This window comes from Gemmiger sp., from assembly GCF_057431175.1.
Window position 1 is genome coordinate 33,380 of record NZ_DBMDDV010000014.1, and the last position, 19,752, is coordinate 53,131.

General features: G+C 59.5%; 14 protein-coding genes. 8 read left to right on the forward strand and 6 right to left on the reverse strand.

Annotated features, from left to right (window positions below):
- Nucleotide 1 precedes the first annotated feature (1 nt).
- From ACZO0A_RS06785 to ACZO0A_RS06795, 3 genes are all read right to left on the reverse strand, one after another.
- Complete coding sequence (locus ACZO0A_RS06785; protein ID WP_302375780.1) at nucleotides 2-1,009, reverse strand: amidohydrolase family protein; 1,008 nt, start codon at nucleotides 1,007-1,009, stop codon at nucleotides 2-4.
- 406 nt (nucleotides 1,010-1,415) lie between these two features.
- Nucleotides 1,416-2,570: a Gfo/Idh/MocA family protein gene (locus ACZO0A_RS06790; RefSeq protein ID WP_302375781.1), complete on the reverse strand. Its 1,155-nt coding sequence runs from the start codon at nucleotides 2,568-2,570 to the stop codon at nucleotides 1,416-1,418.
- A gap of 18 nt (nucleotides 2,571-2,588) precedes the next feature.
- Nucleotides 2,589-5,684: an alpha-mannosidase gene (locus tag ACZO0A_RS06795; protein ID WP_486846175.1), complete on the reverse strand. Its 3,096-nt coding sequence runs from the start codon at nucleotides 5,682-5,684 to the stop codon at nucleotides 2,589-2,591.
- A 365-nt stretch (nucleotides 5,685-6,049) separates the two neighbouring features.
- Here ACZO0A_RS06795 and ACZO0A_RS06800 point away from each other — a divergent pair, with 365 nt between their 5' ends.
- The 8 genes from ACZO0A_RS06800 (at nucleotide 6,050) to ACZO0A_RS06835 (ending at nucleotide 16,324) form a co-directional block, all read left to right on the forward strand.
- The gene (locus ACZO0A_RS06800; RefSeq protein WP_486846176.1) at nucleotides 6,050-7,882 is read left to right on the forward strand and encodes a sensor histidine kinase; all 1,833 of its coding nucleotides are present in this window, start codon (nucleotides 6,050-6,052) and stop codon (nucleotides 7,880-7,882) included.
- Nucleotides 7,857-8,900 carry a response regulator gene (locus ACZO0A_RS06805; RefSeq protein WP_215692770.1) on the forward strand — a complete coding sequence of 348 codons (1,044 nt, stop codon included), beginning with the start codon at nucleotides 7,857-7,859 and terminating at the stop codon, nucleotides 8,898-8,900. Before ACZO0A_RS06800 ends, ACZO0A_RS06805 begins: the two co-directional genes overlap by 26 nt.
- A 163-nt stretch (nucleotides 8,901-9,063) precedes the next feature.
- A complete protein-coding gene (locus ACZO0A_RS06810; protein ID WP_486846177.1) occupies nucleotides 9,064-10,425 on the forward strand; it encodes an ABC transporter substrate-binding protein in 1,362 nt (453 codons plus the stop codon).
- Between the two features lie 125 nt (nucleotides 10,426-10,550).
- Nucleotides 10,551-11,474 (forward strand): carbohydrate ABC transporter permease, encoded by a 924-nt coding sequence (locus ACZO0A_RS06815; protein ID WP_486846178.1) that lies wholly within the window; start codon nucleotides 10,551-10,553, stop codon nucleotides 11,472-11,474.
- A 6-nt stretch (nucleotides 11,475-11,480) separates the two neighbouring features.
- Nucleotides 11,481-12,347, forward strand: a complete 867-nt coding sequence (locus ACZO0A_RS06820; protein ID WP_368043160.1) for a carbohydrate ABC transporter permease — start codon at nucleotides 11,481-11,483, stop codon at nucleotides 12,345-12,347.
- 32 nt (nucleotides 12,348-12,379) lie between these two features.
- Nucleotides 12,380-14,275, forward strand: coding sequence for a glutaminase domain-containing protein (locus tag ACZO0A_RS06825; RefSeq protein WP_486846179.1), 1,896 nt, complete (start codon nucleotides 12,380-12,382; stop codon nucleotides 14,273-14,275).
- A gap of 164 nt (nucleotides 14,276-14,439) precedes the next feature.
- Nucleotides 14,440-15,273, forward strand: a complete 834-nt coding sequence (locus ACZO0A_RS06830; RefSeq protein WP_302375789.1) for a sugar phosphate isomerase/epimerase family protein — start codon at nucleotides 14,440-14,442, stop codon at nucleotides 15,271-15,273.
- A gap of 1 nt (nucleotide 15,274) precedes the next feature.
- A complete protein-coding gene (locus tag ACZO0A_RS06835; RefSeq protein ID WP_302375790.1) occupies nucleotides 15,275-16,324 on the forward strand; it encodes a Gfo/Idh/MocA family protein in 1,050 nt (349 codons plus the stop codon).
- 52 nt (nucleotides 16,325-16,376) lie between these two features.
- Here ACZO0A_RS06835 and ACZO0A_RS06840 read toward each other — a convergent pair whose 3' ends face one another.
- From ACZO0A_RS06840 to ACZO0A_RS06850, 3 genes are read right to left on the reverse strand one after another with little or no spacing between them, the layout of a single operon-like run.
- Nucleotides 16,377-17,291 carry a glycoside hydrolase family 43 protein gene (locus ACZO0A_RS06840; protein ID WP_302375791.1) on the reverse strand — a complete coding sequence of 305 codons (915 nt, stop codon included), beginning with the start codon at nucleotides 17,289-17,291 and terminating at the stop codon, nucleotides 16,377-16,379.
- A 13-nt stretch (nucleotides 17,292-17,304) separates the two neighbouring features.
- Nucleotides 17,305-18,480: a Gfo/Idh/MocA family protein gene (locus tag ACZO0A_RS06845; protein WP_302375792.1), complete on the reverse strand. Its 1,176-nt coding sequence runs from the start codon at nucleotides 18,478-18,480 to the stop codon at nucleotides 17,305-17,307.
- A gap of 1 nt (nucleotide 18,481) precedes the next feature.
- Nucleotides 18,482-19,648 carry a Gfo/Idh/MocA family protein gene (locus ACZO0A_RS06850; protein WP_291211275.1) on the reverse strand — a complete coding sequence of 389 codons (1,167 nt, stop codon included), beginning with the start codon at nucleotides 19,646-19,648 and terminating at the stop codon, nucleotides 18,482-18,484.
- Nucleotides 19,649-19,752 lie beyond the last annotated feature (104 nt).

The window sequence follows — 19,752 nt, forward strand, 5'->3', positions numbered from 1 at the left end:
CTTATACATGGAACAGCCGCTGCGCGTTGCCGTGCAGAATGGCTGCCTTATCATCCTCGTTCAAGCCCAGATTGTCAATGCACTTGAGCGTGCGGTCGATGTAGCCCGGCCCCTGCTCGGGGTCAAACGGCATATCGGTCGCGAAAACGATGTGATCCCTGCCGAAGAAATCGATGCCCGCGCGGATGGCGGAGGTCGAACCGAAGGACGCCGTGTCCGCATAGAACTTGCGTATGGTATCGATGGGTGCGCCCTTCATCTTCGTCTTGGTCAGCTCATCGCGCAGTTCGGGCGCGGTGCGGCTGCCGTACATCTTCAGGCCGTTTTCAATGCGGCCTTCCAGCATCGGGATCATAGCGCCGACATGGTGAGTGATGATCTTGATATTGGGGAAATCCTCAAAAATGCCGGAGAAGGCAAGGCGCATCATAGCGACCGTAGTCTGATACGGCCAGCCGATGGTGAACCACAGCTCGTACTTGGAGCGATCCTCCTTCGGGAATTCCGGCACCATCTGCCCGCCCACCGGGTGGATGAGGATGGGCAGATCGTACTTTTCGCAGGCCTCGTAGATGGGCCAGTACTTCTCGGTGTCGATGGCCTCGCCGTTCATGTGGGTGTAGATCTGGATGCCCTTGGCACCCATATCCTTGGCGCGCTTGATTTCCTCGACCGAGGCTTTCACATTGTTGAACGGGATGCCGGCAATAAAGCCTTCGTAAAATTGGGGGTTGGCCTCAACGATTTTTTTGATCTCGTCGTTACCGATGGCAGCCAGGCGGGGGGATTTGTCCGGCCCGGCAAAGGTTTCGACCGGCGGGGAAACGATGTTGGGGATCTGCTTGTACCCGGGGAAGGCTTTCAACACCTCGTTGCGGGCGTCCATGTTGGACATGGACGCCACATTGAGCGCCCGGACAAACATATGGGATTTGTTGGGGGCTTCTGCCATGCAGATTTTCGCGTATTCCGGCGGCATCAGATGGCAAAACACATCAATCGATTTCATGGGCTTTCCTTTCGTGATTTGGATTATCCTGTATGATTCTGTATTCAGGGGGGCGCTCTCCGGATAGCGCCCCCTTTGTTTCTGCATCTTCATCTTATCACAGGAAAGCCCGGGTTCTCTCTGACTATTCTCTCCCAAATTTGTACAATTTTGTAGTCCTTTTCTCCTTTTCTCTCTCCGTTGGCGGAATCCGCCAAAATTTACAGCGCGTTTTCGTGTATTTTTTACAGTATAAAGAGCGGTCTCTGTCTTTGCGGCAGGATTTTTTGGCCAGCTGCACAAAGCAGTGCCTTTATGTTTGTGCAGCTTTACAGTGCCGTCCACGCAGGGTTTTGCACCCGGGCGGCGCGGATTGACCTATTCTGCCCCTGTTTTGGACAATTCTGTTTCTTGCAGGGGTCAAGGCTCACCCCAGCTTAATGCCCAGCTCGCCGGGCAATGCCCAGTGTCTGGCGCAGTCGGCCAGCGTTTCTTCCAGCTTTTTGACAAAATAGAAGCAGTCGCCGTCCTGCTCCACCCGCTCAACCAGTTCGGGGCGGATGGGGGTGATGGGGTTCTGCTGCACAAGGCGCACGGCGTGGATATGGGGCAGGTCAGCCTCAACGCCGCAGATGGGCGGCTCGCCGGTGACGGTGGCCGTGATGGCGTCCACCAGCTTTTGCATATCGCCGCCGGGGGCCACCGCGTCATAGTCAAAAGGCGTGCCATCGGCCATCACGCCATGGAACACCGGCTTTTCCCCAGTGTAGGTGATGGTCGCCTTTTCAAACTCCATCACGCCCACCGGACCCCAGCACTCGGTGCGGATGGGGTGGGCAGTGTAGTACAAAATCGGCGTATCGCCGGCAATTTTGAACCGCAGTGCCGCCACATCGTAGTTTTCCACGTTCGGGTTGCCGCGGTACAGTTCGGCCTGTACGCCGGTGATATCGCAGGCTGTGCGCATCGTCGGCCCCAGTAAAAACGTCAGCATCTGGAAATGATGGGCGCAGGCGTTGGTAAAGGGGCTGTCAAAGACTTCGCGCCCATGGCAGGTGATGTGCCCGGCCCAGTCGTTGCGGGCGTAGTAGTTTGCGCCGCGGCGGAAACCGTGGTAGACGGCAATGCGCTTGGGTGCGCCGAACCGCCCGGCCAAGATATCCTGCTTCAGAGCCAGCACGTCGCGACGGTAGTCGATCTGGTAGCCGATGGAGAGGAACCGCCCGGCTTTTTGGGCGGCTGTGCGCATCGTCTCGGCCTCCTGGGTAGTCAGGCAGAGGGGCTTCTCGCACAGAACGTTCAGCCCATGCGCCAGACAGAGCAGCACCATATCGGTGTGGAAATGCACCGGCGAGACGAGTACTGCAAGGTCGGCGGTATCGTTCGCAAAAAAGGCTTCGAGACTAGGGTAGATCGGGATACTCTGTTCCCGGATGATGGGTATGCGGTCGGCAAGATGAGGGTCGATATCGCAGATGGCCGCCAGGTCCGCGCCGTAATCGCGCTGGGCCATCGTCTCGACATACAGCCGCCCATACCCGCCCGCCCCCACAAGCACAATGCGCGGGCGTTGGTTGGACATGAAAATTCCTCCAGTCATTTATAATTTCACGCGATACGTCTGCACCTCAAACGGCTTGACGTGCAGCTGGGCATCCGCGGCAGCGGCCTCGCCGATAGGGTTTTCCATCAAATCACAGGGTACAAGTGCCTGCACCGGCAGGCCGGATTGGATATGATAGAACGTGTCGGCCTTTTTGCTCTCGTAGACGCGCAGAATGATATCCCCGCTGCTGTCATCGGCGGGCTTGACTGTATCCAGGATAACATTTTTCGCATCGGTGGTAAAGGCGGAGAATGCGTGCAGCGCACCGCCAAGTTCAACAAACGGTGCATCATTGAACGCTGCCGCCTGCTGCACGATGGGTGCCTCGGCGAAAGACGTGTTCCACGCGGTAAAGCCGTAGCGGAAGGTCTGCTCGCCCTGGTCGGTGCCCATCTCGGGTGAGGCCGCTGCCCGCAGCAGCGTCAGCTCGATGCTGTTCTGCTCCACGCCGACACCGTACTTGCAGTCGTTTACCACCGCGCAGCCGTGGGCGTTGTCGGCCAGGGCTGTGTAGCGGTGGTTGCAGACCTCAAACCGCTGCTGGTCATAGCCGCGGCTGCGGTGGGTCGGGCGCTCGACATAGCCGAACTGAATTTCATGGTACGCATTCTCCGCACGCACATCCACCGGGAACTCGACTTTCAGCAGGCGGTGCAGCTCGTGCCACTGGACGGTGGTATCGAACTCGGCCACCGGGCTGTCTGCGCACAGCGTGATGGTCTGCGCGACGGTGGAATGGCCGATCTTCCCGGTCCATCGCACCGATGCAGCAAAACCGGCGGCCTCTACAATTTCAAATGTTTCCGCCGTGGAGGTCCAGGAATCCTGTTCGCGGTAGTTGCTGTCGATATCCCAGGCATCGAAGATGCGGGGCACATCCTTGTACATCCGCAGCACGTTCATCGGGCGGCCTGCGGTCATCTCGCGGCCATCCAGCGTGTAGCCGGTCACATGCCCCTCGCGGTCCAACGTCAGCGTCACGCGGTCACTGCGCAGGATCGCGCCGTCGGCGGTAGCCGTGGCGGTCACAGCCGCCGGGGCTGTGCCGTTGGCGGCGGGCAGCAGCGTCACCGCGCCGAACGCGGGCAGCGTAATCCGCGCCTTGCCCGCACAGACCGGCACAGTCTCGCCCTCGGCGGTTTTCGCACCGTTGGCAAAAGCGGCGGGCAGGTCGATGATTTCCTCCCGCGCGAAGCCCTGGCCGTTAAAGACGGTCACGGCGTTCTCATTGGGCGTCAGCAGAGCGCGGCGGGCGGCGGTGTACAGCGCAGCGGCGTCCTTTTGCAGCGCAGCGTGGGCGGCGTTTGCCTCGGTGTACACGCGGGCGATGGACGAACCGGGCAGGATATCGTGGAACTGGTGCAGCAGCAGAACTTTCCACAGGCGCTCGGCCTCGGCGGCGTTGTAGGCATGGCCGCGTTGGGCAGCCAGTGCGCCCCACAGCTCCATGTGGTGCAGGGCGTGCTCGCTGCGGCGGTTGTTTTTCTTCACGGCGGCCTGGGTCGTGTAAGTGCCGCGGTGGGCGTTGAAGTACAGTTCGCCGTCCCATGTGTTCTTCGGCCCGCCCTTGGCCTGCAAATCGTCAAAGAAATCCAGCGGCGACATCATCTCGACCCGGGGCATACCCTCCAGATCTTTTTCGCGCAGGGCGTACTCGATGTAATCGCGACAGGGGCCGCCGCCGCCATCACCGTAGCCAAAGGGAATCAGGAAATCTTCCAGATGCCGCTTCTGCACGCGGTTTTTCCAGACGCCGCATAGCTCCTTGGGGTCGGTGCGGTAGGTGTAGTTGGTTGGCAGGAAGGATACGACCTGACTGCCGTCCATGCCCTTCCAGTTGAAGTAGTGGTAGGGGAACGGATCGCCCTCGTTGTAGCTCCAGAAGATTTTCTGCGTGACCAGATACTTTACGCCGCAGCTTGCCAGCAGCTGGGGCAGCACAGCGGAATAGCCGAAGGTATCCGGCAGCCAAAGCATCTTGCTGTCCACGCCGAACTCTTCTTTATAGAACCGCTTGCCGAGAACCAGCTGCCGCACAAGCGCTTCGCCTGACGGCATATTCGTGTCCGGCTCGACATACATTGCGCCCTCGGCGATCCATCGGCCGTCTTTTACGGCCTGTTTGATGCGAGCATACAGCTCCGGGTAGTGTTCGCGGCACATCTCGTAGGCGGCGGGCTGGCTCTGGATATAGCGGTACTCGGGGTAGCGGTCCAACAGGCGCAGCTGCGCGGCAAAGGTGCGGGCGGTCTTGCGGTGGGTCTCGGCCATCGGCCACAGCCATGCCAGATCAAGGTGAGAGTTACCGATGGCGGCCATCAGCGGCGCGGTGCTGCCGTTGTGGGCCTGCATCAGCGGGCGCAGGGCAGCGCGGGCTTTGCGGTAGCTCTCGTCCCGGGCGGCGGGCGGCTGCTCAAAGTCCACGATGCGGGTGTATTCTTCGAGGCCGTCGGCGATTTTGGCCGCCCGCAGCGAATCCTCGGGGAGTTCGTCCATCAGCATGAGCAGGGTGGATACGTCCATCCACAGCTGGTAGGCGTCCTCGTTCCAGACGCCGAAGGTGCTGCGGCCCACCCGGGTGCGGCTCCCCTCGGCCTTGGGGTCTCCCAGCGTGCCGGGCAGCACGGGGCCGGTGCAGCAGCCACCCACATCGGGGAAATAGTGTCCGGCGTAGACCTCAAACAGCAGGTCAAACTTCTGCCCCGGTTCAGCGCAGCGGGTCAGCACATTATCGCTGATATAGTGGTGCGGCACGCTGACCCACTCGGCACGACGGGTGCCGAAAGCCTGTCCGTTGACGAACAGCGTGGCCTCGCCGCCCATATCCAGCGACATGGCCACGGCCTTGCCTGCGGTTTCTTCCGGCAGCGTGACCGTAGCGCGCAGCCACAGATATTCCCAGGTGTGCCCCCAGACCGTGCCCACCGGCACAGGCCGGAAGCCGCCGTCCACCGCCTGTTCGGGCGTCAGGTGATCCATCGTGGTAAAGCCCTCAAAGGCGATTTCCCCCTCTGGGCGGTAGAAGTCCTGCGCCAGCACGCGCTGCCAGTGTGCAATCCGATCCTTATATTCGGAATGAAGTAATTCCATGGTATGCCCCCTTACAAGTTTTGAACAAATGCAATCAAAGTGTTTCATGCTGGAAACCTGATTTGCGTTGTGCTACAATCTAAATGCGCACAGCGCGCCTTGAGTTTAGCATACTCGTCTGCCGGGCAGTGTGCAATTCACAAATCCGTACTTTACCGGTAAAATTTCGACTTTTGCGTGGTTTTTTATGAATTTTCGGGACACACATCGGATTTTTGTACCGAAAAATCAAGTTTTTGACTTGACGCAGGTGTATGGAAACGGTCACACTTATAGATGTATTATAGTATAAATTATAGTATAAATCGACCACCGCAGCGCACAGCGTTCTATAAATACAATAAATATAAAAAAGGAAGTCCTCCATGCGTAAGCTTCAAACGTTCTGGCAGAACCTGCATCTGCGGGCGAAATTTCTGCTGATTTTGCTGGTCGGCATCGTCATCATCGGCGTGGACGCCATTGCGACGCTGCTGATTCCGCTGCGCGCCTACGACGAGCAGCTGTACGAGAGCAGCTCCCAGATGATCTCCCTTTATGCCGAGCAGATCAAGCACGAGATGAAAAACTATGAGGATATCAGCTACCGCATCCTGACGGATTCCTCGCTGCAGGAAAATCTGGCCATCATAAAAGATGCTTCCCCGGGCACGCTGACCTGGATTGAGGCAGAGCGCAACGTCGCCAGCCGCGCGGCGTATTACAGCCTATGGTTCTCCAACACGGTCAGCTTTCAGCTGCGCACGTCGCGGGGCACCACATACAGCCACTTTTTCCGGGCGTCCAGCGGCGCGAACGAGCTGACCGATGAACGCATGACCGCAGCTGCCTGGCGGCAGGGCCGGTTCGTCTGGCTGACCGAGGAGAACGGCGACGCCTCCCGTCTGTTTCTGGTGCGCGAGATCCGCGAGATGGAGAACATGACGCTGGACAACCTCGGCTATATGCTCATCGAGGTAGATTTTCCCTCGTTGGTCGAGCAGTACAGCCAGGCCATGGGCAGTCTGGGCGTAGAGCCGCGCTGTGCGGTCTATAATAAAGGGATCTGCCTGTACGCCAGTGACGAGGGCATCCGTGCGCTGGGCATGGGCGAGGACGGCTACACCTATATGAAATCCGATGGCAAGCCGGTTCTCTGCGTGCGGTACACCGCCACCAACGGGCTGAAATATGTGACCCTGGTGGATTACAGCGGCATCCGCACCACAACGCTGGCTGCGGTCAGCGTCACCATCCTCTGCATCCTGGGGGCGGCGCTGCTGGTCGTAGCCGTCAGCACCGGGCTGATCAACAGCATCCTGGTTCATTTCCAGGTGTTGATGCAAAAATTCGACGCCTTTGCCATCAGCGGTGAGCCGATCTCCACCCAGGAGAGTGCCTGCTACAAAGACCGTTTTGATGAGATCGGCGATTTGCACCGCGGCTTTGACTGGATGACCCGCGAATGGACCCGCGTCAACCACGAAAAAGAAGAACAGCAGCACCTTTTGCAGGAAAAGCAGATGCAGCAGCTGCGCGCTCAGGTGCGCCCGCACTTCCTATACAATACGCTGGAATCCATCTACTGCCTGGCGCAGAACTCCGGCGACAAGCGCATTGCCGTTATGACCTCGTCGCTGGGAAAACTGCTGCGTGCCTCGCTCAACGACAAGCGCGACGTCGTCACCGTGCGGGAGGATCTGCAGACCGTGCGCGACTACCTGAGCATCCAGGAGATACGCTACGGTGAGCGTTTGCAGGTGGAGTACGCCGTGGACGATGCCGTCATGCCCTGCCACATCCCGGCCATGACTGTGCAGCCGCTGGTGGAAAACGCCATCCACCACGCCGCCGAGCATATGCTGGACACCTGCATTATCCGCATCAGCGGCAATGTAGTTCCGGACGGCATAGACGTTATCGTGCAGGACAACGGTCCCGGCATCGACGAGGATATTCTGACCAAGCTGGAAAGCGGCGAGGTCCAGCCCGAGGGGCTTGGTATCGGGCTGCGCAACATCCACAAGCGTGTACAGCACACCTTTGGCAAAGAGTACGGCCTGCGCATCCGCTGCGAGGACGGCTGCACGCAGATCATCATCCATCTGCCGGATACAAGGCCGGAGAAACCTGAAACACCCCGGGCGGATTTCTCAACGCCCCGCGGTACAGGAGAAAAGAAGGGAGAACACCGTGTACAAACTGTTATTGGTCGATGATGAACCCATCATACGCGAGGGATTGGAGCGGATGATCGACTGGGAAAAGCTGAGCTTGAAAATGACAGCCTCCTGCCCGAACGCCATTGCCGCGCTGGACAGCATGACCGACGATATGCCCGATATCCTGCTGACAGACATCCGCCTGCCGGGCATGACCGGCCTGGAACTGGTGCAGCGTGCCGTGGCCCTGCACCCGATGCTGCAATGTATCGTGCTGTCGGGGTATGATACCTTCCAGTACGCGCAAGAGGCGCTCAAATACGGTGTCATCGAGTATCTGCTTAAGCCCTGCGACCAGGAGGAATTGGAGAACGCCTTGCGCCGTGCTTGCACGAACATTGACAAAAACCGCAAAAAGGTTTTGTATCTCTATGATGAGCGTCGCCAGCGCATCAAATCGCTGGTGGACAGCTTCAACGCCCTGCGGGAGAGCGGCCTGAATGCCGACCAGATCAAGCGCCAGGTTGGCGAGCTGGTCAAAACAGTGGAAGACCCCAGCCTTTTGCAGGAAACGCTGATCGCCGTTGTGACCGGCAGCATGGGCAGCGGCCAGACCGAGTGGGGTATGAATGTCATCACCGACGCACTGCGCGACCGTGAATCGCTGGAAGACCTCATCGTGCGCAGCCTGCTGCGCCTACGCAAGGAGGGCGGTGCTGCCCGCAGCAATGATTTTGTGCAGCAGATGCTTGCCTATATGAACGCCCACTATGCCGACGAGGCGCTGTCCCTGCAATATATTGCCGACAATGTAGTATATATGAACGCCGACTACATCGGCCGCGAGTTCACCCGCTCTGTGGGGCAGAAATTCAGCAGCCAGCTTTTGAGCATCCGCATGGAACACGCCAAGCTGCTGATACGCAGTGATCCCTCGCTGCACAGCTACGAAATTGCCGAGAAAGTCGGCCTGGGCGAGAACCCGCACTATTTCAGCCAGCTGTTCCGCAAATACACTGGCATGACTCCCAAGGACTACCGCAAGCAGCTGGACGAGCAGACCGGGCAGGGGTAAACCCGCACCGCCCACCCAAAAGCCGCCGATTTCCGGCGGTTTTTCTGTTTTTTCTGGGTACATCCCGGAAAAACATACCAAAAAATCGAAAAAGTGAATTCAGTTTCGCAAAACTTTTGGCTATAATGATGACAACAAAAAGAAACACATGGAGGTGCTTCACGTGAAAAAGAAACAAGTACTCGCAACCCTATGCGCCAGTATGATGGTCGCCAGCGTTGCCACCGGCTGCGGCTCTGCTGCCGAGTCCGCCGCGGATTCCACCGCAGCTTCCACTGACAGCACGAATGCCAGCACAGAGGCTTCTTCCGCCAGCACGACGGCGGACGGCAAGACCCAGCTGAACATCCTGTGGTGGGGTTCTCAGACCCGCCATGAGCTGACCACCCAGATGCTGGAGAAATTCCAGGAAGAGAACCCCGACATTGAAGTCGTGATGGACTACTCTGACTGGGACGGCTACTGGACCAAGCTGCCCGCTCAGGTCGCCGGCGGCCAGACCCCCGACGTTTTCCAGATGGACTACGCCAAGCTGGCACAGTACGTTGAAAACGGCGTTATGGCACCGCTGGATGATTACGTTGCCGACGGCAGCCTTGACCTGAGCAACGTTGCCCAGAGCGTCATTGACTCCGGCTCGATCGACGGCAAGCTGTACGCCGTCTCCACCGGCACGAACGCCCCCGTCATGCTGTACCGCAAGGACATTCTGGATGACCTGGGCATCGAGATGCCGATGAACCCGACGATGAGCGAGTATACCGACATTTCCAAGAAAGTCTATGAGGCCACCGGCCTGCGCGATACTTTCGTGACCAGCTGCTCTGCGGATAACCTGCGTTTCCGCCTGCGCAACTACGGCATGAACCTTTACAATGACGACGCTTCTGCCCTGGGCTTCGACGATCCGAAGTACATCGTGGATATGTGGCAGCTGGCACTGGATGCTCAGAACGAGGGCTGGGGTCTGATGATCGGTGAAGAGACCGCCACCACTGCCTTTGACTCGATGGTCATGGACTCCTGGAGCCGCTACCAGAACTCCAATGAGCTGCAGGCTTACCGCGATGCTACCGGCAAGGACATCAGCATGGTCATGATTCCCAACACCGATGACGCCACCGCTTCCGCCACCTATCTGAAGCCCGCCATGTTCTGGTGCGTTGCTGCAGACAGCGATGTCAAGGACGCCGCGGTTCGCTTCATCAACTACTTCGCCAATGACACCAGTTGCTACGATATCGTTGGTATCGAGCGCGCCGTTCCCATCTCCTCTGAGATGCGCGAGTATGTCGCCCCCACTCTGGACGAGGTCGGCAAGCAGGTCGTTGAGTTTGTTGACTACGTCAGCCAGCCCAACATGGCTTCCCCGCTGATGAACCCCGACCCGGCAAAGCACTCCGAGATCTCTGACCTGCTGAGCCAGTACTCCGACCAGGTCCGCTACGGCGAGATCACCGACCTGCCCACTGCTGCCCAGCAGTTCATGGACGAAGCAAACGCCATCCTGGCCAGCGCTGAGTAAGATTTGATTTTCTTCCTTATCCCCTTCTTCTTTTAAAAGTTTTCTTCTCCTTGATCGCGTCGGAGGTCTTTCCCTTCGGCGCGATTCTTTGAATCACCCCACATTCCATGAAAGGAGCCATTGCCATGAAACAGAAAGACGGCTTTTCCCACAAGCTCGGCAGCTGGCTTGATCGGGACAATGTTGCAGGCTATGTCTTTATTCTCCCCTTTATCATCGGTCTGATCGTGTTCACTGCCATTCCCTTTTTCACCTCGCTGTACCTGGCCTTCACCAACTACAACATCCTGTCCGCCCCCAAGTGGGTGGGCCTTGACAACTTCAAGAAGATGTTCTTGGAGGATGATCTGTTCTGGACGTCCTTCAAAGTCACTTTCAAGTTTGCACTGATCCAGGTGCCCATCAAGCTGACAGTCGCACTGCTCGTCGCGCTGGTGCTGTCCCGCTCTACCCGACTGACCAGCTTCTACCGCGCCGCGTTCTACATTCCGTCCCTGATGGGCGGCAGCGTTGCCATCGCCCTGCTGTGGAAGCAGCTGTTCTCCCCCAAGGGCGTCATCAACCAGGTGCTGGGCTTCTTCGGCCTGCCGGACAGCACCGCCTGGCTGGGCAACCCCAAGACCGCGCTGGGCACCCTGATTGCCCTGGGCGTGTGGCAGTTCGGCTCCTCGATGCTGATTTTCCTGGCCGCCATCAAGAACATTCCCCAGAGTTACCACGAGGCCGCCATCGTGGACGGTGCCGGCCCTGTGCGCCGCTTCTTCTCCATCACGCTGCCGATGCTGACCCCCATCATCTTCTTCAACCTCATCAACCAGGTCATCGGCGCGTTTCAGGCGTTCAACTCCAGCTACCTCATCACCGGCGGCAAGCCGCTGAACACGACCCTGTACTACGGTGTCTACCTGTACAACAAGGCCTTCAACCAATTTGAGATGGGCTACGGCAGCGCCATGGCATGGTTCATGCTGTTGATCATCGCCTTCTTCACGGCTTTGATCTTCCGCTCCTCCAGCGCGTGGGTCTACTATGAATCGGAAGGACGGTAATTGACTATGTTGATGAAATACATTTCCCCCAGCATGTCTCGCCGGCGTGCGGTCAGTACCACCATCTACCATGTGCTGATGCTGCTTGTCAGCTTCCTGATGCTCTACCCGGTGCTGTGGCTGATTGCCTCGTCCTTCAAGCCCAACGGTGATATCTTTACCACCGCCACCTCCCTTATCCCTGCCCAGTCCACGCTGGAACACTACATCAAGGGCTGGCAGGGTTTTGGCGGCTACACCTTCACGGTGTTCTTCAAGAACTCGCTGTTCGTCGCCATTCTTTCCGCCATCGGCATGACGATTTCCTCGGCGCTCGTCGCCTTTGGTCTGGCGCGCATCCGCTTCAAGGGCCGCAACGTCTGGTTCGTGCTGATGATCATTACGATGATGCTTCCCGGTCAGGTCATGATGATCCCCCGCTTTGTCCTGTTCAACAAAATGGGCTGGGTCGGCAGCTATCTGCCGATGATCGTACCGTCTTTCTTTGCCAGCGGCTTCAACATCTTCCTCATCATGCAGTTCATCCGCGGCATCCCCCGCGATATGGACGAGGCCGCCAAGATCGACGGCTGCAGCTGGTACGGCGTTTTCTTCCGCATCATCGTCCCGATGATTGTGCCCTCCCTCGTCACTGTCGGCGTGCTGACCTTCATGGGCAGCTGGGAAGATTTCATGGGTGCGCTGCTCTACTTGAACAAGCCCGCCACTTACACCGTTGCCTACGCTTTGAAGATGTTCAACGACAGCTCGATGTCTGACTACGGCGCAACATTTGCCATGTCCACTGCCTCCCTTGTCCCGGTGCTGACCCTCTTCTTCTTCTTCCAGAAGAACCTTGTCGAGGGTATCTCCATCCAGGGTCTGAAAGGCTGAGTTTTCCACATTTCAACAAGGAGAATTTGCGTATGCTCTGTATCGACAGACTTCCCGCCATCCCACTGGTGGCGTCTGACCCCTATCTTTCCATCTGGATGCCCGCTGACACGATGACCCAGACCGACACCTGCCATTGGAGCGGCCCGGCCAAGTCCATCCGCGGTGTGCTGACCGTGGACGGTGCTGCCTGCCGTTTCCTGGGCGAGGGTGCAGAGCCGGAGGCCGCGCTGACCGAACTGAAAGTCACGGCCACCCGCACCCGCTTTGTCAGCGAGTTTGGCGGCGTGCAGCTCGAAACCACCTTTGCCACTCCCGCCCTGCCCGACGATTTGGATCTGCTGAGTATGCCCCTGACACTGGTCACATTCAGCGCCAAGGCCACCGACGGCAAGGCACACGACGTGCAGGTCAAGCTGCACCTGTCCGACAAGCTTTGCTATGACGGTGAGCTGCGCCCGAATATGATCGACGGCGCGTATACGCTGGGCACAAAGCAGACCGTCTACATCGGCCAGGAGACCCAGAAGCCGCTGAGCCACTCCGCTGACCACATCACGATCGACTGGGGCTACCTGTACCTGAGCGCCGACGGCGTTGTCAAGGCCGTCGGCGACGGCGTGCAGACCACCTGCAGCCTGACCGTGGGCGGTGCGCCCGCGCAGGCCGTCATCGCCTATGACGATATTGCCTCCATCAACTACTTCGGCGATCTGTGCAAGGCATGGTATCGCCGTGATGGCCGCCAGATCACCGATGCCATCCTTTACGCCCAAAAGCACTTTGACGAGATCCTGCTGCGCTGTGCTGCCATGGATGAGACCGTCAGCAACGATGCTCAGAAAGCCGGCGGTCAGGACTACGAGGATATCGTCAACGCCGCCTGGCGGCACACCTTTGCCGCGCACAAGCTTATCGCCACGCCCAAGGGCGAGATGGCATTCCTCTCCAAGGAGAACGATTCCAACGGCTGCATCGGCACGGTGGATGTGAGCTACCCCTCCATCCCGCTGTTCCTGCACTACTGCCCCGAGCTCGTCAATGCCCTCTGCCGCCCGGTGCTGGAATTTGCCTCCATGCCGGTTTGGGACTGCGATTTTGCCCCGCATGATGTCGGCCGTTACCCGCTGGCCACCGGCCAGGTTTACGCTGCCCGCAAACCCATTGGCCGCACGGCCAGCCACCCGCCGTACTACCTGTACCCTGCCGGTACGGATGTGTGGGATCCGCGCTACCAGATGCCGGTGGAAGAGTGCGGTAATATGCTGATTATGCTGGAGGCCGCCCGCGCCTTTGGCGCGGACAAGGCACTGGCCGATCAGTACCGCTCGCTGCTGGACAACTGGGTCAAGTATCTGGTACAATATGGTGAGGACCCTGCCGAGCAGCTGTGCACCGACGACTTTGCCGGGCACCTGGCACACAACGTCAATCTGGCCGCCAAGGCCATTGTGGGCGTGGCCTGCTATGCCCGCCTGACCGGCGACGAGAGCTGCACCGCCCAGGCCAAGACGATGGCCGCCCACTTGCTGGAAAAAATCGGCGATAAAGGCAACACCCCGCTGACACTGGACGGCCAGGGCTGGAGCATGAAGTACAATCTGCTGTGGGACAAGGTGCTGCACCTCGGCCTGTTGCCCGACAGCTTCTACGCCGCCGAGACCGCCAGCTATCTGCCGCGCATCAACACCTACGGCCTGCCGCTGGATTCCCGCGCGGACTACACCAAGTCCGACTGGATCTGCTGGACCGCCCGCATGGCGGACGACCCGGCCGTGCGTGCCGCGCTGATTGCGCCGGTTGCCAAAGAGCTACACGAGACAACGTCCCGCGTACCGTTCTCTGACTGGTACGACACGAAAACGACTCGGTTCGTGGCCTTTATCGGCCGCAGCGTGCAGGGTGGACTGTTTGCACTGATGCTGTGATTTTCCCCTAGCCGCGCAGGGCAGACGTCCCGCGCGGCTGTTCGTGATTTGCAAGCGGCTTTACTCCGTAGCGGCGCACCTATGTGTACGCCCGCAGCCGTTTGCCACGCAAGGCGGGCGCACACGCAGGTGCGCCCCTACATATACCGAAGAGGAGGTTTCCCATGAGAATTTACGCGTTTGCTGATGAAGCATCCCCCGCCATCGACAGCCAGATTGCGGCGATGCGCCGCAATGGGCTGAACGGCCTGGAAATCCGCGGGGTAGACGGCGAGAACGTCTCCGCCATTTCCCTGGAAAAGGCCAAAGAGGTGCGCCGCAAGCTGGACGACGCGGGGCTGTGCACCTGGTCCATCGGCTCGCCCATCGGCAAGATCGATATTGAGACCGGCGATTTTGCCGCCCACCTTGAGCAGCTGCGCCACACGCTGGAAGTTGCCCAGGTGCTGGGCGCAAAGCGGCTGCGGATGTTCTCCTTCTACATCCCCGTAGGCAAGGATCCCGCCGACTACCGCAATAGGGTCATCGACCAAGTGGGCGAAATGCTCCGCGTGGGCGAGGGCAGCGGCGTGCTGTTCTGCCACGAAAATGAGAAAGGCATCTACGGTGATATCGCCTCCCGCTGCCTTGACCTGCACAAAGCGTTCCCCCAGATGCGCGGCGTGTTCGACCCCGCCAACTATGTGCAGTGCGGCCAGGAGACGTGGAGCGCCTGGGAAGAACTGAACCCCTACATTGACTACCTGCATATCAAAGACGCATTGGCCGATGGCAGCGTTGTGCCCGCGGGCAAGGGTCTGGGCAACGTCAAGCGTATTCTGGACGCCTACCGCGCCCAGGGCGGTGAGGACGTGACCGTGGAACCGCACCTGCAAGTGTTTGAGGGACTGAAAGACCTGGAACAGGACGGCAATACCAGCCATGTGGGCGGCTACCGCTATCCCAGCAGCGATGCCGCCTTTGACGCCGCCTGCAACGCCCTGAAGGAGTTTTTGTAACATGGAGCTGCACCTGCCGCCGAAACCTCAGCCCGTCGTCGGCCCCGGGGAATTTCAATTTGCCGCCGTGGGGCTGGAACACGGCCACATCTACGGCATGACAAACGGTCTGCTGGAAGCCGGTGCAACACTGACCGCCGTTTGGGATGAAGACCCGGAAAAAGTTGCCGCCTACCGCCGCACTTTTCCTCAGGCGCGGGCAGCGGCCAGCTTGGACGAGCTGCTGGCCGACCCGGATATTCAGCTTATCGCCAGTGCCGCCATCCCCAGCGAGCGCTGCCCCCTTGGCCTGCAGGTGATGGCCGCCGGGAAAGACTATTTTGTTGACAAAGCGCCAATGACGAGCCTGCCCCAGCTGGAAGCAGCCCGCCGCGCTGTGGCCGAGACTGGCCGCAAGTACATGGTCTACTACTCTGAACGGCTGCACAGCGAGGCCGCCACGCTGGCAGACTATCTTATCAAACAGAACACGATTGGCCGTGTGCTGCACGTTGAGGGCTTCGGCCCACACCGCTTGGGCGGCCCGCGCCCGGCCTGGTTTTACGAGAAAGCGCGGTACGGCGGCATTTTGTGCGATATCGGCAGCCACCAACTGGAACAGTTTCTCTACTTTGCCGGGGTCGAGAATGTCGACATCACCTTTGCCCGCAAGGCCAACTACGCCCACCCCGCCACGCCGGAGTTTGAGGATTTCGGCGAATGTACCGCCACCGCCGCCAACGGCGTGAGCGGGTATTTTCGGGTAGACTGGTTCACGCCAGACGGCCTGCGCAACTGGGGCGATGGCCGGACGTTCATCACCGGCACAGACGGTTACATCGAACTGCGCAAGTTCATCGACCTGGCCGCCGGCGAAAAGCGGGAGAACATGGTCTACTGGGCCAACCGGCAGGGTGAGTTCAGCACGAATGCCACCGGCAAGGTGGGCTGCCCTTTCTTTGGGCGGCTGATCCGCGACTGCATCGACCGCACCGAGACCGCCATGACTCAGGCGCACGCCTTTAGAGCTGCCGAGCTATGCTTGAAAGCCCAGCAGATGGCCGACCAATAAAAAACACAAATCCCCCTGCACGACAACGTGCAGGGGGATTTTGTGTTGTGCGTTATTCCGCGTCGATGACCAATCTGCCCTGCTCATCAAAATGTGCCGGGGAGATAAAGGCGATGCGATCAGTGCCGGTGGCCTCGGTGCGGCCATGGTAGCAAATCATCAATTCGCCCGCCGTGGTGCGGAACATACAGTTGTGGCCGGTGCCGGTCACCTGTGCGCCGCGCTCCAAAATCGGGTTTTCCGGTGCTTTTGTGTAGGGGCCCAGCGGGGTGTCAGCCGTAGCGTAGCCAACGGCGTAGTCCGGCCCTGCAAAGAAATTGCCGGAGTAGGTCATGTAGTATTTTCTGTTGTGCTTCAGGAGATACGAACCCTCGTTCCAGCGGCGGCCTGTGGCGGCAGCGCTGCGCCCCTCCCACTCCTGCTCCGGGCGCAGCAGCAGCACAGGTTCGCCGATAACACCGGTAAAATCGGGCTTCAGCTCCACGCCGTAGATCCAGCTTTCTTCAAGGCCGTCCACATTGTGCTCATAGCAGCAGCGGGAATAGTAAAGGTAGTATCGCCCATCCTCGGTGTAAACGTCGGCATCGATGATGGGATACCCTGGGTCAAAAATCGGCTTGTCGGCCATATCGGCGAACGGCCCGGCCGGGTCATCTGCCACGGCGACGCCGATTCGGAAGTTTTCCAGTGCACCGGTCGGGTTTTCTTTCCAGTCGGCACTGTAAAACAGGTAGTATTTTCCGTTTATCTCATAGCACTCGGGCGCCCAGAAGCAACCCACGCCCCAGCGGGCGGTATCCTTGCCGATGGCTGTGCCGCATCGCTGCCAGTGCACCAAATCATCGGACACATGGATAGGGATGCCGCTACCGTCCTCGCTAGTGCAGTAAAGGTAGTACCGCCCATCGACAGCACGCAGGATAAATGGATCCGCCGCCGGGAAAGACAGCTGCGTTGTTTTTGACATAGCGTTCTCCTTGTTACCAATTCACCTGCCAACGGCGGCTGTATCGGCCGTCGGGGTGCTCTGTATCGGTCTTGGGCTTATAGGCGGAGGTCTTGACCCGCTCGGCCAGCAGCTTATCAAACAGCACGGTATCCGGCGGCAGCGGCATGGCGGCGTTGCCGGTCCACTGGGAGAGATAGGCCGCGTTGGAGATGGCCAGCTCTTTTAGGCCGTCCTCGCCGGGGCTGAGCAGCGGTGCGCCGTGCAAAATCGCATCCGCGAAGTTCCGCAAAATGCCGATGTGCGCGGATTCGGGCGCGTCGGGGGTGAGCTCCTGATAGTCGCAGTCCGGCGTCACAAAGTTGTCGGAGCTGGCAAAGCGGATGGCATCCTCGGGCGTTTTCAACCGCCACCATTTCAGCACACCGTTCTCCAGGACAAGCTTACCCTTTGTGCCGGCAATTTCCAGCCGGTTCGTGCCGGGCATCTCGCCGGTGGAGGTAATGAACACACCAGTCGCACCGTTCGGGTACTTGGCAAAAATCGTCGCGTCGTCCTCGACCTCTATGTGGTGGTAGCGAGCCACGTCGCAGTAGCCGGTCACGCTCTCAGGCATGCCGCAGATCCATTGCCACAGGTCAAGATTGTGGGGTGCCTGATTCAGCAGCACGCCGCCGCCCTCGCCCGCCCAGGTGGCACGCCACGCACCGGAATCATAGTAATGCTGGGTGCGATACCAGTTTGTGATGATCCATACCGAGCGCTTGAGCTGCCCAAGCTGGCCGCCCTGCACGATTTCCCGCGCCTTGGCGAACAGCGGGTTCGTGCGCTGGTTCAGCATCAGGGCAAACACTTTGCCGCTGGCTTTTGCCTGTGCACACAATGCCTGTGCGACCGAAAGGCGGACATCCAACGGTTTTTCCACCAGCACGTGCAGCCCAGCCGCTAACGCCAGCGAGGCAATTTTGCTGTGCAGCGGATGGGGTACAGCAACGATGGCCGCCTGCACACCGCCTGCGGCCAACAGTGCGTCCTCGCTGGCATAGCAGGCCACACCGGGCCACGCTTTGGCGGCATAGGCCAGCCGCGCAGGGTCGGTGTCGCAAACTGCGGCCAGCGCCAGGCCGGGCACACGGTCATCCCACAGGCTTTGGGCGTGTGCCGTGCCCATGTTGCCAATGCCGATGACCGCCGTTTTTACCTTTTCCATTTTATTTTGCCCCGCCGCCGTAGCTGGACGCAGTGTCCATGACCACGTCGGTGTCCTCTTTCAGGCGGGAGTGAGCGCGGCGCTCGTTGAGCAGGTTCAGGAACTTTTTCTCATCGATGGGCAGCGTGACCGTCTCGCCCAGCCAGGACGACAGGTGGATGGCGTTGGAGAGCATCAGACCGTTGATGCCCTCGCGGCCGTCTGCCACCAGCGGTGCGCCGGTCTGGATGTGGGCGGCAAAGGCATTCAGCACGCCTGCGTGCTGCGGGTTTTCGCCGTCGGTCTCGACCTCGACACGCTCACAGCCGGGCTTTTCAAAGCCCTCCTTGCAGGTGGCGCACCAGATGCGCTCATCCTCTTTCAGGCGGTCGTAGGTCAGGCCGTTTTCGTCGCAAATCAGACGGCCTTTCGTGCCGGTGATTTCCAAGCGATTCGTGCCGGGGGCGTCGGCGGTGGTGGTGATGAACACACCCGTCGCACCGTTGGCAAACTCCATGTAGGCGGTCACGTCGTCCTCGACCTCAATGTCGTGCCACTTGCCCTCATGGCAGAAAGAATGCACGCGCACTGGCAGGCCGCACAGCCATTGCAGTAGATCCAGCTGGTGGGGGCACTGGTTCAGCAGCACACCGCCGCCCTCACCGGCCCAGGTCGCACGCCATGCACCGGAGTCATAATAAAACTGGGTGCGATACCAGTCGGTGACGATCCAGTTCACGCGCTTGAGCTCACCCAGTTCGCCCGCGTCCAGCATCTCCTTCATCTTGCGGTAGACGCAGTTGGTGCGCTGGTTGAACATCATGCCGAAGGTCAGCTCGGGGTGTTTGTCGGCCTCGGCGATCATCTCCCGCACCTGTAAGGTGTAGACGCCCGCGGGCTTCTCGCACATGACGTGCTGCCCGGCGCGGAACGCCTCGATGGCCAGCGTGGGATGCTGGTAGTGCGGCACGGCGATGAGAACCGCGTCGCAGCATTTGGCGGCGATAAGGTCGCTGCCCTCGGTGAAAATGCGGGCATCGGGCAGTTTTTCGGCAGCCCACTGGCGGCGGCTCTCCTTGCGGTCGGCCACGGCCACAATCTCGATATTCGGGCATTTCCCGTCCAGGACATTTTGGATGTGGGCGGAGGCAATGTTGCCCGCGCCGATGATGCCAAGTCGAAGTTTCATTGACAGTTCCTCCTACAATCTTGCCCGGAAAAGGGCACAGCTTTCTAGCTTTGATTGTAGCACGCGCCCCATCCCCAACTCAATGCAAAAAACCTATGTCTGAA